The sequence below is a fragment of the Acidovorax sp. JHL-3 genome, assembly GCF_000526295.1.
Lineage (GTDB): Bacteria > Pseudomonadota > Gammaproteobacteria > Burkholderiales > Burkholderiaceae_C > Acidovorax > Acidovorax defluvii.
Map to the genome: position 1 here is coordinate 2040001 of NZ_JAFU01000001.1, position 12773 is coordinate 2052773.

The window sequence follows — 12773 nt, forward strand, 5'->3', positions numbered from 1 at the left end:
CTCGAGGAAAAGACATCAACCGAGATTCCGAAAGTAGTGGCGAGCGAAATCGGAAGAGCCTTCTATTGATAGCACGACTGTTAGCAAAACGGAATGGAAAGTCCGGCCATAGCAGGTGATAGCCCTGTATGCGAAAACAGACGTGTGGTACTAAGGTAGAGACAAGTAGGGCGGGACACGAGAAATCCTGTCTGAATATGGGGGGACCATCCTCCAAGGCTAAATACTCGTAATCGACCGATAGTGAACCAGTACCGTGAGGGAAAGGCGAAAAGAACCCCGGGAGGGGAGTGAAATAGATCCTGAAACCGCATGCTTACAAAAAGTAGGAGCCCTTAGGGGTGACTGCGTACCTTTTGTATAATGGGTCAGCGACTTACATTCAGTGGCAAGGTTAACCGAATAGGGAAGCCGTAGAGAAATCGAGTCCGAATAGGGCGAATCAGTCGCTGGGTGTAGACCCGAAACCAAGTGATCTATCCATGGCCAGGATGAAGGTGCCGTAACAGGTACTGGAGGTCCGAACCCACTAGTGTTGCAAAACTAGGGGATGAGCTGTGGATAGGGGTGAAAGGCTAAACAAACTTGGAAATAGCTGGTTCTCTCCGAAAACTATTTAGGTAGTGCCTCAAGTATTACCGTCGGGGGTAGAGCACTGTTTAGGCTAGGGGGTCATGGCGACTTACCAAACCTATGCAAACTCCGAATACCGACGAGTACAGCTTGGGAGACAGAGCACCGGGTGCTAACGTCCGGACTCAAGAGGGAAACAACCCAGACCGCCAGCTAAGGTCCCTAAAATTGGCTAAGTGGGAAACGAAGTGGGAAGGCTAAAACAGTCAGGATGTTGGCTTAGAAGCAGCCATCATTTAAAGAAAGCGTAATAGCTCACTGATCGAGTCGTCCTGCGCGGAAGATGTAACGGGGCTAAGCCAGTTACCGAAGCTGCGGATGTGCAATTTATTGCACGTGGTAGGAGAGCGTTCTGTAGGCCTGTGAAGGTGTCTGGTAACGGATGCTGGAGGTATCAGAAGTGCGAATGCTGACATGAGTAGCGTTAAAGGGGGTGAAAAGCCCCCTCGCCGTAAGCGCAAGGTTTTCTACGCAACGTTCATCGGCGTAGAGTGAGTCGGCCCCTAAGGCGAGGCAGAGATGCGTAGCTGATGGGAAACAGGTCAATATTCCTGTACCGATGTGTAGTGCGATGTGGGGACGGAGAAGGTTAGCTCAGCCAACTGTTGGATATGTTGGTTCAAGCCTGTAGTCGTGCCCGGTAGGCAAATCCGCCGGGCTTAGATGAGGGGTGATAACGAGGCTGCTTGCAGCCGAAGTGAGTGATACCCTGCTTCCAGGAAAAGCCACTAAGCTTCAGCTACACACGACCGTACCGCAAACCGACACTGGTGCGCGAGATGAGTATTCTAAGGCGCTTGAGAGAACTCAGGAGAAGGAACTCGGCAAATTGATACCGTAACTTCGGGAGAAGGTATGCCCCAAGTAGGTGAACCTGTACAAGGCGAGCCCAAAGGGGTTGCAAAAAATCGGTGGCTGCGACTGTTTAATAAAAACACAGCACTCTGCAAACACGAAAGTGGACGTATAGGGTGTGACGCCTGCCCGGTGCTGGAAGATTAAATGATGGGGTGCAAGCTCTTGACTGAAGTCCCAGTAAACGGCGGCCGTAACTATAACGGTCCTAAGGTAGCGAAATTCCTTGTCGGGTAAGTTCCGACCTGCACGAATGGCGTAACGATGGCCACACTGTCTCCTCCTGAGACTCAGCGAAGTTGAAATGTTTGTGATGATGCAATCTCCCCGCGGAAAGACGGAAAGACCCCATGAACCTTTACTGTAGCTTTGTATTGGACTTTGAACAGATCTGTGTAGGATAGGTGGGAGGCTTTGAAGTGAGGTCGCTAGATCTCATGGAGCCAACGTTGAAATACCACCCTGGTGTGTTTGAGGTTCTAACCTAGGTCCATTATCTGGATCGGGGACAGTGCATGGTAGGCAGTTTGACTGGGGCGGTCTCCTCCCAAAGCGTAACGGAGGAGTTCGAAGGTACGCTAGTTACGGTCGGACATCGTGACGATAGTGCAATGGCATAAGCGTGCTTAACTGCGAGACTGACAAGTCGAGCAGATGCGAAAGCAGGACATAGTGATCCGGTGGTTCTGTATGGAAGGGCCATCGCTCAACGGATAAAAGGTACTCTGGGGATAACAGGCTGATACCGCCCAAGAGTTCATATCGACGGCGGTGTTTGGCACCTCGATGTCGGCTCATCTCATCCTGGGGCTGTAGCCGGTCCCAAGGGTATGGCTGTTCGCCATTTAAAGAGGTACGTGAGCTGGGTTTAAAACGTCGTGAGACAGTTTGGTCCCTATCTTCCGTGGGCGCTGCAGATTTGAGGAAGCCTGCTCCTAGTACGAGAGGACCGGAGTGGACACACCTCTGGTGTATCGGTTGTCACGCCAGTGGCATTGCCGAGTAGCTAAGTGTGGAAGAGATAACCGCTGAAAGCATCTAAGCGGGAAACTCGTTTCAAGATGAGATCTGCCGGGGCCTTGAGCCCCCTAAAGAGTCGTTCAAGACCAGGACGTTGATAGGTCAGGTGTGGAAGCGCAGTAATGCGTTAAGCTAACTGATACTAATTGCTCGTGCGGCTTGACCCTATAACTTTGACAGCCTGTCTTCACATCCCCCAAAGATGTGTCAGACATTCTCTTCAAAGATTGTTATGCCAAGTTGACGCATTCAAAAAAACACACAATCTGATTCCAAACTCTATGAATTCGCCGAGCTCTTCCAGTAACAGCTCAGCACTCAGTTATGCCTGATGACCATAGCAAGTTGGTACCACTCCTTCCCATCCCGAACAGGACAGTGAAACGACTTTGCGCCGATGATAGTGCGGGTTCCCGTGTGAAAGTAGGTCATCGTCAGGCTCTTACAGCCCAGCAACGCCCCCCTCTGTGATCAGAAGGGGGCGTTTCTGCTTTGGCAGTACGCACTTTATTTATAGTGAAACGAAGCGGTAACCCTGTCAGCAGAGAGCTATGCAACTTCAAGATATTTTGTACTCCCAAGGGTTTGGTACTCGCCGTGTATGCGCGGGCTTGGTGCAACATGGGTGGGTAGAGACTGCTCGCCTGGATCCTCTCGCTCCCTTCATCCCCTGTACCGAGGCAACGCTGGATCTCGACATTGCTGACCTGCGGTTGCGTGTTCAGGGGGTGGAGTGGCCCTATCACGCCAAAGCTTATGTGATGCTGCACAAGCCTGCGGGCACGGAGTGTTCGCAGAAACCGTCTACGTATCCAAGCATCTACACTTTGCTTCCAGCACCGCTGCGGCAGCGCCCGTGCAAGAGTGCCATTCAGGGTGTGCAAGCTGTGGGACGTCTTGATCAGGATACGACCGGCCTTTTGTTACTCAGTGATGATGGGCAATTCATCCATCGCATGAGCTCACCGAAAAAGCATGTGCCCAAGGTCTACCGTGTGGTGACCAAACATCCTGTGGACGATCAGCAAATTGAGAGACTGTTGGCAGGCGTTGTGCTGGATGATGACCCCAAACCCGTGCGTGCCGCCGCCTGCATTGCTGTAGGCAGCGATTGTCTGGATCTCACCCTGACAGAAGGAAAGTACCACCAGGTTAAGCGTATGCTGGCCGCTGTGGGGAATCGCGTTGAGGCGTTGCATCGCTCGCGGATCGGAACACTTGAACTTCCCTCTGACTTGGCCCCGGGACAGTGGAAATGGCTTTCTTCCGCTGACCTGCTGAAGCTGACACCCACTTCCTGAGGGGGTCACGATGGGACAGATTGCCGGAGTACGCTGAAGCCCGGGGTATGCTAATGAACATGGGACTCTTGGTTGATTCTTTCTGGCGTGCGGCGGTGTATTGCTTGCGCCCGCGCGTGATCATGCTGTCGTTGGCGCCCTTGCTGCTGATCGGGGTGCTGGGCGGTGCCTGGGGCTATTTTTGCTGGGATGGCGCTGTAAGGGGCATGCGCTCGTTGCTGGAGTCTTCTAGTCTGCTCACGGCCTTTTGGGATTGGCTGCAGACTTGGGGCGTGGGTGACGTGACCGCAGTCGTGGCGCCTCTCATGGTTATTCTGGCGGTGACACCCGTATTGGTGGTGTTTTCGCTGCTGGCGGTAGCGCTGCTGATGACACCTGCATTGGTCGCACTGGTAGCGCAACGCCGTTTTCCCCATCTCGAACGAAAGAAGGGTGGCTCATTCTGGGCGAGCGCAGTGTGGTCACTGGGCTCCAGCTTTTTGGCGGTTCTTGCACTGGTAGTGTCTGTGCCATTGTGGCTGGTGCCGCCTTTGGTGCTGGTACTGCCGCCGTTGATCTGGGGTTGGCTGACCTACCGTGTGATGGCGTTTGATGCGCTGGCTGAACATGCCAGCAAGGAAGAGCGCCGTGAGATTTTGCAACGCCATCGAACCCGTTTATTGGGGATTGGCATATTGACCGGGTATTTGGGGGCTGCGCCAAGTCTTGTATGGGCCTCGGGGGTTATTTTTGCCGCCGCTTTTTTCATTTTGGTGCCACTGGCGATCTGGATTTACACCCTGGTTTTTGCGTTTTCGTCCCTCTGGTTTGCACACTATTGCCTTGCCGCTCTGGAGCGTTTGCGTTCTGAGGGTAGTGCGCTGTCTGCATCGGTTGTCCCTGTCGGCGATCCAGCCGCTGTTGCCATTGCGGCCAGTTCTGACTTCACCCCTGCCGCCTTCACTTCAGAAAACAAAATGCCATGAATTCGCATATCGGCCTGATCATCGTGGGGGATGAAATTCTCTCGGGCAAGCGTGCTGACAAGCACATGCCAAAGGTCATCGAGTTGCTGTCAGCGCGCGGACTGGCCCTGTCGTATGCCGACTACGTGGGCGACTGCCCCGAGCGCATCACGGCCACGCTGCACCGTGCATTCTCGTCAGCCGATATCGTCTTCTCGTGCGGCGGGATTGGCGCCACCCCCGACGACCACACGCGCCAGTGCGCGGCAAGGGCGTTGGGTGTGGATCTGGTGTTGCACCCCCAGGCCGAGGTGCTTATCCGCGAGCGCATGCAGGGCACCGCCCGCGAGCAGGGCGTGCCTTACGAGACAGATCGGCCGGACAACGTACATCGCCTCAATATGGGGGTGTTCCCGGAGGGCGCACGCATTGTGCCCAATCCTTACAACAAAATCCCTGGTTTCAGCTGCAACGGCCCCGGAGGCGGCGCAGTGCATTTCGTGCCGGGATTCCCGGTGATGGCATGGCCCATGATCGAGTGGGTGCTGGACCATGAATACCCACACCTTTTCAATCGGTCTCCGCAGACAGAGCAGTCTGTCATTGTCTTTGGTGCCATGGAGTCGGCGCTCGCACCCCTGATGGAGCGCATTGAGCAGCAGCACCCCGACATCCGGGTATTCAGTCTGCCCAGCGTCGATCATCCACAATACGGGCGCCACATAGAATTGGGCGTGAAGGGATCTGCAGCGGACGTTCCGGCCGCTTGGACAGATTTGCTGGCGGGGTTGCACGATGTTGGTGCGAATTGCGGCCCTGAATTGGTGCGAAAACTCCGGTAGTCGTCTTTGCACGCTTGCGTGCACTGTTTTGGTGAGGCGGGGTGCCGAAGTACTCTTGTATCACCTTGAGTGCTCCGTCCCTGTGCATGAAAGCACTGACCTGGCACGCAAACTGCTTTTCGTTTGGAAGATTTTTTAACAAGCGCTTTACCCAGGAGAACCTGATGGCCAAGACCGTTGCAGACGTGATGAAACTGGTGAAGGAAAACGAAGTCAAATTCGTGGACTTCCGCTTTACCGATACCCGTGGCAAACAGCACCACACCACGGTGCCCGTCTCGCATTTTGACGAAGACAAGTTTATTTCGGGCCATGCCTTTGACGGCTCTTCAATTGCCGGATGGAAGGGGATCGAAGCCTCCGATATGCAGCTGATTCCCGACCCGAATTCGGCCAATATCGACCCGTTTTTCGAAGAAACGACGCTGATCCTGACCTGTGACGTGATCGAGCCCAGCGATGGGAAGTCGTATGACCGCGATCCCCGCTCGGTCGCCAAGCGGGCCGAAGCGTACCTGAAGGCCTCTGGTCTGGGTGACACGGCATTCTTCGGTCCCGAGCCCGAGTTCTTCATTTTCGACGGCGTGCGCTGGAGCACCGAGCCCAACAACACCTTCTACGAAATCGAAGAGTACGAAGCACCGTGGAACACCGGCGCCAAGCTTGAAGGTGGCAACCGGGGGCACCGTCCCACGGTCAAGGGTGGTTACTTCCCCGTGCCGCCGGTCGACAGCACGCAAGACATGCGCGCTGAAATGTCGCTGATCCTCGAATCTCTGGGCATTCCGGTTGAAGTGTTCCACCACGAAGTGGCGGGTGCAGGCCAGAACGAAATCGGCACGCGTTTTAGCACCTTGGTCGAACGCGCCGACTGGACCATGCTGCAAAAGTATGTGATCCATAACGTTGCCAATGCCTACGGCAAGACCGCCACCTTCATGCCCAAGCCCTACCACGGTGACAACGGTTCGGGTATGCATGTGCACCAGTCGGTCTGGAAAGACGGCAAAAACCTTTTCGCAGGCGACGGCTATGCAGGTCTGTCGGACTTTGCGCTGTACTACATCGGCGGCATCATCAAGCACGCCCGTGCGCTGAACGCCATCACCAACCCCGGCACCAACAGCTACAAGCGCCTGGTGCCCCACTTCGAAGCACCGGTGAAGCTGGCTTATTCGGCCAAGAACCGTTCTGCCTCGATCCGCATTCCTTACGTGGCCAACCCCAAGGGTCGCCGTGTGGAAGCCCGCTTCCCCGATCCGCTCATGAACCCCTACCTGGGCTTTGCCGCCCTGCTGATGGCGGGTCTGGACGGCGTGGAAAACAAGATCCATCCCGGCGAAGCGGCCACGAAGGATCTGTACCATCTGCCGCCGGAGGAAGACAAGTTGGTGCCGACTGTGTGCCACAGTCTCGACCAAGCGCTGGAAGCGCTGGACAAGGACCGCGGCTTCCTGACCAAGGGTGGTGTGTTCTCCGAGAGCATGATCGACGCCTACATTGAGCTGAAGATGACCGAAGTCACGCGTTTTCGCATGGCCGTGCATCCGGTCGAATACGACATGTACTACTCGCTCTAATCGCCTGCCCGCAGGCCATTGCATCCAAAGGCGGCGCAAGCCGCCTTTTTTCATGGTGCCACGGTAGGTTGGGGGCTGGATCCGGAACCAAGCCATCATCTGTTGCATCCTTCCACAATAGCCTGTGGTGGCTACGGCTGCCCAATTGGTGATGCGCGGTGATTAGGGGATACTCAACAACACCCCTGCCTAGCAAGTGCGAGGAAACTGAATGAAAAAAACGCTCACTACCCTGATAGTCATCGCTGCCATGGCACCCGCCGCTTGGGCGCAGGACCGCATTTATCGCTGCGGCAACGAATACACCAACAACGCCGCACAGGCCAAGGAGCGCGGCTGCAAGCTGGTCGAGGGCGGAAACGTCACCGTGATACAGGGTGTCCGCCCCAGCCCCAAGGCATCGGGCGCTGCGGCGCCGAGTGGGGCCACCGCCTCGCCAGCCGGAGCCCCTCGGATCGACAACAATGACCAGCGCGCCCGCGATGCCGATGCGCGTGCCATTCTGGAGTCCGAGCTGCGCAAGGCCGAGGCGCGCCATGCCGATTTGTTGAGGGAATACAACGACGGCGCACCCGTGCGCAATGCGCTGGAGTTGCGCAATCCCCAGCTTTACATGGAGCGCACTGCCGAGCTCAAGGCGAGCGTGGCGCGCAGCGAGAGTGATCTGGCCGGAATCCGGCGTGAACTGGCACGCGTCGCCCCCTCCAGCGGTGCCAAGTAAACAGGGTGGAGCGCTCGGTGCCTGATTCACTCGCAGCAGAAACAGAGCGCTTTCACTCGCTGGACCTGATGTCCACACTGGTGGCGGTGCTGCGCTCGGACGGTGCCGTGCAGTTTGCCAATGCGGCGCTGGAGAACACGCTGGGTTTGTCGCGGCGCACGCTGGAAGGGGCAGATTTTTCTTCTTTCTTTACCGACCCGGCGCTGCTGCAGACGGCATTGGCCGGTGCGCGCGGCAGGGACTTTGCTGCGCTCCGCTATGAAGCCAGCCTCAAGCGCCTGCACCAGGAGCCTGTGCCCGTGCATGTCAACGTGGCCGATGCCGAGCAGGTGGGCGAAATTCTGGTGGAGCTATGGCCCCTGGAACAGCACGCCCGCCAGGATCGCGAAGAGCGCCTGCGCGACCAGGCCCAGGCCAACAAGGAACTGATTCGCAACCTGGCCCACGAAATCAAAAATCCCCTGGGCGGCATCCGCGGTGCGGCGCAGCTGCTGGAGATGGAGCTGGAAAGCCGCGAGCTCACCGAATACACCCAGGTCATCATCCATGAGGCCGACCGCCTGCAAAGCCTGGTAGACCGGCTCCTGGCGCCCCACCGCCATCCGCATCTGGTGGGAGACGTCAATATCCATGAGGTGTGTGAGCGCGTGCGCTCGCTGGTGCTCGTCGAGTATCCGCAGGGCCTCAAGGTGCAGCGCGACTACGACACCTCCATCCCCGAATTCCGTGGCGACCGCGCGCAGCTCATTCAGGCGCTGCTCAATGTGGTGCAAAACGCTGCCCAGGCCCTCACAGAGCGCATTGCTGCGGGGGATGCGGTGATCACGCTGCGCACCCGAGTGGCCCGACAGGTAACGTTTGGTCGCCAGCGCTATCGGTTGGCACTGGAATTGCATGTCATTGACAACGGACCGGGCGTGCCCGATGCCATCAAGGAGCGTATTTTTTACCCTCTGGTGTCGGGCCGGGACGGCGGATCAGGGCTGGGGCTTACGTTGGCGCAAACCTTCGTGCAGCGCCACCATGGGTTGATCGAATGCGACAGCGTACCGGGGCGCACCGACTTCCGATTCCTGATCCCCTTGCCTTGACAGCGCATGATGGTCCCTGACACGCAACCACAGGGAAGGTAAGAAAAACATATGAAGCCGATCTGGATAGTAGATGACGACCCCTCGATCCGCTTCGTCCTGGAAAAGGCGCTGGCCCGCGAGAACCTGCCCACGCGCAGTTTCACGAACCCCCGCGAGGTGCTGGAAGCACTGACCCAGATCCCCGCGGGCGACCCCGCGCGGCAAGGCCCCCAGATTCTGGTCAGTGACATCCGTATGCCCGGTGGCTCGGGGTTGCAGCTGCTGGAAAAAGTGCGCGAATTGCAGCCAGGGCTGCCCGTCATCATCATGACGGCGTATTCCGATCTGGACAGCGCCGTCTCGGCCTTTCAGCGCGGGGCTTTTGAATACCTGCCCAAGCCGTTCGATCTGCCCAAGGCCGTGGAGCTGATCCGCCGTGCAGTCGAAGAAAGCCAGCGCGAGGAAGTCACCGAAGAGCGCCAGGCCGTCAACGCGGAAATGCTGGGCCAGGCGCCCGCCATGCAGGACGTGTTCCGCGCTATCGGCCGACTGAGCCAGAGCCAGGTCACGGTGCTGATCACGGGTGAATCGGGATCGGGCAAAGAGCTGGTGGCCCGTGCCCTGCACAAGCATTCGCCCTGCGCAGACGGCCCCTTTGTGGCCATCAACACCGCTGCCATCCCGAAGGATCTGCTCGAATCCGAGTTGTTTGGCCACGAGCGCGGCGCCTTCACGGGTGCACAAACCCAGCGGCGCGGCCGATTCGAGCAGGCCGAGGGCGGCACGCTGTTTCTTGATGAAATCGGCGACATGCCGTTTGATCTGCAAACCCGCCTGCTGCGCGTGCTGTCGGACGGCCAGTTTTACCGTGTGGGCGGCCACGCGGCCGTGAAGGCGCATGTGCGCGTGATTGCTGCCACCCACCAGGACCTGGAAAAGCGCGTCAAGGAAGGCGGCTTTCGCGAAGACTTGTTCCACCGCCTCAACGTGATCCGCCTTCGTCTGCCTGCGCTGCGCGAGCGGCACGAGGACGTACCCATGCTCACGCGCCACTTTTTGCAGCAAAGCGCGCGTCAGCTGGGTGTAGAGCCCAAGCGCATTGCCGAATCGGCCCTCGCGCGGCTGGAACAGTTTGCGTTTCCGGGCAACGTGCGCCAGCTGGAGAACATCTGCCACTGGCTGACGGTGATGGCGCCAGCCCAGGTGATCTCGCTCCAAGACCTGCCGCCCGAGGTACTGGAAGCGCCCGTTTACCAGCCGACCACGCGTGGCGTGTCAGGGCCTGCCGCGGCGGTGGTGGCCGAGCGCCACGAGTCCCCTGAGGTTGCGACCATTGCAACGGTGGCTTCGGGCACAGCGACTGAATCGGTACCTCAAGCTACTGCCGGGTCGGGCGCAACCCACCTTTCCAGGGACGATGGGGCGGCGCCGGTCAACGGGTATGGCGGGGCCAATGTCACTATCAATGGCACGGCAAATGGCACAACAAACGGTGGCTGGGAGCACGCGCTGGAAAGCGAAGCGCAAAGGCTGCTGGCGGGCGGTCAGCCCGAGGTGTGGGATGCCCTCACGCGGCGGTTTGAATCGCGCCTGATCCGCACTGCGCTGGCAGCCACGCATGGCCGGCGCATGGAAGCTGCGCAGCGGCTGGGCATAGGCCGCAACACCATCACCCGCAAAATTCAGGAATTGGGGCTTGATGCACCGGATGAGGGGTAAATGGCCTTTGTGCGCTTGTGTGGCAAGCGCTTGTAGCTATTAATAAGATAGTGAGTTGACACGCTCTGCCAGCGGGGCAGGGTGGTGTCCAAAGGCAACGCGCTGGGCGGGCGTGCCATGCGGGCATCGTCCTACAGGCATGTTCTCCATGGGCCGACCCGCGGGGCCGCTCTCGCTTCTGACAATGAAATCACTGTTAACCAACCGGAGATTTTCATGTCGGAATACAACCAGGCCAACCGTGACCCCCTGACCAACGAACCGGGTGCACACCCCGTCGGAACCGGGCTGGGCGCTGCCATGGGTGGAGCCGCCACCGGTGCTGCCGTGGGCGCAATGGCGGGCCCAGCCGGGGCGGCTGTGGGCGGTGTGGTCGGCGCCGTCGCAGGTGGGCTTGCAGGCAAGGCCGCTGCTGAGGCGCTGAACCCTACCCATGAAGACGCGTACTGGCGCGATGCCTATGTTCGTGAACCCTATTACGTCAGTGGCCGCACTTATGAGCAATACCAGCCGGCGTATGAGCTGGGCTGGAGCTCGGTGACCCGCTACGACGGTGACTTTGACGCCATCGAGCCGCGCCTGGCCGATGACTGGCGCGCCCGCCATGCCGATTCTGGTCTGTCGCGGACCGATGTGCGTCCCGCCACGCGCGCAGCGTGGGACCGCGCAGCGCGGGTTCGTTCGGCGCAGGTGGTTGACCAAGATGGCGTGATCAGTGTGCTGAACGATTTGCTTGAATCGTGCCGCGACGGCGAATACGGCTTCAAGGCCTGCGCCGAAAACACAGACGCCGCCGACCTGAAGGAAATTTTCAACCGGCACGCGCGCGAATGTGCGGTGGCTGCCGCTGAACTGGAGCGTGAAGTCCGCACCCGGGGTGGCGAGCCTGCCAGCGGTGGCACAGTGGCCGGTGCGCTGCATCGGGGCTGGGTGTCGGTCAAGACAGCGCTGAGCACGCAGGACGACAAGGCCGTGCTGGAAGAGTGCGAGCGAGGAGAAGACGCTGCCGTGGCGCGTTACCGGGCGGCCCTCAAAGCCACGCTGCCCTTTGAAGTGCGCGCCCTGATCGAGCGCCAGGCCCAGGGAGCCCGGCGCAATCACGATGAAGTCCGGGCGCTGCGCGATCGCTTCGCCGCCGTGTCGCGCTAACTGAGCAAAGCGCCGATGCCGTGGGTATCGGTGCACATTGCGGCGGCTTGCGTTGCCATCACAAGGCGTCGTGCGCGGCTTTGCCTGCAATCCTCAGCCCAATGTCACCACTACCGGAGCGTGGTCACTTGGCTGGGGGTTTTTGCGTGGGGCGCGGTCGATGGTGCAGGCGCTCACCGAGCCGCGCAAGGCCTCACTCACCAGAATGTGGTCGATGCGCAGGCCCCGGTTTTTCTGAAAGCCCAGCATCCGGTAGTCCCACCACGAATAGCTTTTTTCGGGCTGCTCGAACATGCGGTAGGCATCTGTCAGCCCCAGCGCCAGCAGGGCCTGGAAGTGCGCCCGCTCTTCAGTGGTGTGGTGAATGGTTTCGCGCAGACCCACGGGGTCGTAAGAGTCGCGGTCTTGCGGCGCCACGTTGAAGTCACCCACCAATACCAGGCGCGGATGCGCTGTCATTTCGGCGCGCACCATGTCCTGCAGTGCCTGCAGCCAGCGCATCTTGTAGGCAAACTTTTCGGAGCCCGGCTCCTGTCCGTTCACAAAATAGCCATTGATCAACCGCAGCGGGCCTGTGGGGGTGTCCAGCGTGGCAGCGATCACGCGGGCCTGCTCGTCCCCAAAGCCCGGAATGTTGCGCACCACATCGCGCAGCGGGTGGCGGCTCAAAATCGCAACGCCGTTGTAGGTTTTTTGCCCGAAGGCGGCCGCTTCATAGCCCGCGGCCTGGAGCGCATCGTGCGGAAATTTGTCGTCGGTGAGCTTGAGCTCTTGCAGGCACAGCGCGTCCACCGGGTTGGCGGCCAGCCATTGAAGCACCTGGGGCAGGCGCACCGACAGAGAATTCACGTTCCAGGTGGCAATTTGCATGGTTTTTGGCCTTTAGCCCTTATCCATTAAGCGCTATTAGCTATCAATAAATGAGTGATTGGTGTT

At 58.8% G+C, this 12773-nt stretch carries 9 protein-coding genes and 2 rRNA genes (1 of these 11 running past the window's edge); 10 read left to right on the forward strand and 1 reads right to left on the reverse strand.

Features of this window, described 5'->3' with window-relative positions; all coding sequences use genetic code 11:
- From K226_RS0109610 to K226_RS0109655, 10 genes are all read left to right on the forward strand, one after another.
- Positions 1-2675, forward strand: a 23S ribosomal RNA gene (locus K226_RS0109610) (it extends 204 nt beyond the left edge of the window).
- A 160-nt stretch (positions 2676-2835) separates the two neighbouring features.
- Positions 2836-2948, forward strand: a 5S ribosomal RNA gene (gene rrf, locus K226_RS0109615).
- A 111-nt stretch (positions 2949-3059) separates the two neighbouring features.
- Positions 3060-3809 carry a 16S rRNA pseudouridine(516) synthase gene (locus K226_RS19310; protein ID WP_051463468.1) on the forward strand — a complete coding sequence of 250 codons (750 nt, stop codon included), beginning with the start codon at positions 3060-3062 and terminating at the stop codon, positions 3807-3809.
- A 47-nt stretch (positions 3810-3856) separates the two neighbouring features.
- Positions 3857-4774, forward strand: a complete 918-nt coding sequence (locus K226_RS0109625) for an EI24 domain-containing protein (protein ID WP_081739351.1) — start codon at positions 3857-3859, stop codon at positions 4772-4774.
- The gene (locus tag K226_RS0109630) at positions 4771-5595 is read left to right on the forward strand and encodes a molybdopterin-binding protein (RefSeq protein WP_024814605.1); all 825 of its coding nucleotides are present in this window, start codon (positions 4771-4773) and stop codon (positions 5593-5595) included. The genes K226_RS0109625 and K226_RS0109630 overlap by 4 nt, the downstream gene beginning before the upstream one ends.
- A 164-nt stretch (positions 5596-5759) precedes the next feature.
- Positions 5760-7175: a type I glutamate--ammonia ligase gene (glnA, locus tag K226_RS0109635; protein WP_024814606.1), complete on the forward strand. Its 1416-nt coding sequence runs from the start codon at positions 5760-5762 to the stop codon at positions 7173-7175.
- 211 nt (positions 7176-7386) lie between these two features.
- Positions 7387-7896, forward strand: coding sequence for a hypothetical protein (locus K226_RS0109640; protein ID WP_024814607.1), 510 nt, complete (start codon positions 7387-7389; stop codon positions 7894-7896).
- A 68-nt stretch (positions 7897-7964) separates the two neighbouring features.
- Positions 7965-8987, forward strand: coding sequence for a nitrogen regulation protein NR(II) (glnL, locus tag K226_RS0109645; RefSeq protein WP_024814608.1), 1023 nt, complete (start codon positions 7965-7967; stop codon positions 8985-8987).
- Between the two features lie 51 nt (positions 8988-9038).
- Complete coding sequence (gene ntrC / locus K226_RS0109650; protein ID WP_024814609.1) at positions 9039-10688, forward strand: nitrogen regulation protein NR(I); 1650 nt, start codon at positions 9039-9041, stop codon at positions 10686-10688.
- A gap of 216 nt (positions 10689-10904) precedes the next feature.
- On the forward strand, positions 10905-11837 hold the full coding sequence (locus tag K226_RS0109655) for a PA2169 family four-helix-bundle protein (protein WP_024814610.1): 933 nt from the start codon (positions 10905-10907) through the stop codon (positions 11835-11837).
- Positions 11838-11930: 93 nt separating this feature from the next.
- On the opposite strand, the gene xth is transcribed toward K226_RS0109655, so the two are convergent.
- On the reverse strand, positions 11931-12707 hold the full coding sequence (gene xth, locus K226_RS0109660; RefSeq protein ID WP_024814611.1) for an exodeoxyribonuclease III: 777 nt from the start codon (positions 12705-12707) through the stop codon (positions 11931-11933).
- Between the last annotated feature and the right edge of the window lie 66 nt (positions 12708-12773).

Excerpts from the sequence above, each read along its gene's own strand:
- K226_RS19310 (WP_051463468.1), top strand. The coding sequence starts at position 3,060 with ATGCAACTTCAAGATATTTTGTACTCCCAAGGGTTTGGTACTCGCCGT.
- K226_RS0109625 (WP_081739351.1), top strand. The coding sequence starts at position 3,857 with ATGCTAATGAACATGGGACTCTTGGTTGATTCTTTCTGGCGTGCGGCG.
- K226_RS0109630 (WP_024814605.1), top strand. The coding sequence starts at position 4,771 with ATGAATTCGCATATCGGCCTGATCATCGTGGGGGATGAAATTCTCTCG.
- glnA (WP_024814606.1), top strand. The coding sequence starts at position 5,760 with ATGGCCAAGACCGTTGCAGACGTGATGAAACTGGTGAAGGAAAACGAA.
- K226_RS0109640 (WP_024814607.1), top strand. The coding sequence starts at position 7,387 with ATGAAAAAAACGCTCACTACCCTGATAGTCATCGCTGCCATGGCACCC.
- glnL (WP_024814608.1), top strand. The coding sequence starts at position 7,965 with ATGTCCACACTGGTGGCGGTGCTGCGCTCGGACGGTGCCGTGCAGTTT.
- ntrC (WP_024814609.1), top strand. The coding sequence starts at position 9,039 with ATGAAGCCGATCTGGATAGTAGATGACGACCCCTCGATCCGCTTCGTC.
- K226_RS0109655 (WP_024814610.1), top strand. The coding sequence starts at position 10,905 with ATGTCGGAATACAACCAGGCCAACCGTGACCCCCTGACCAACGAACCG.
- xth (WP_024814611.1), bottom strand. The coding sequence starts at position 12,707 with ATGCAAATTGCCACCTGGAACGTGAATTCTCTGTCGGTGCGCCTGCCC.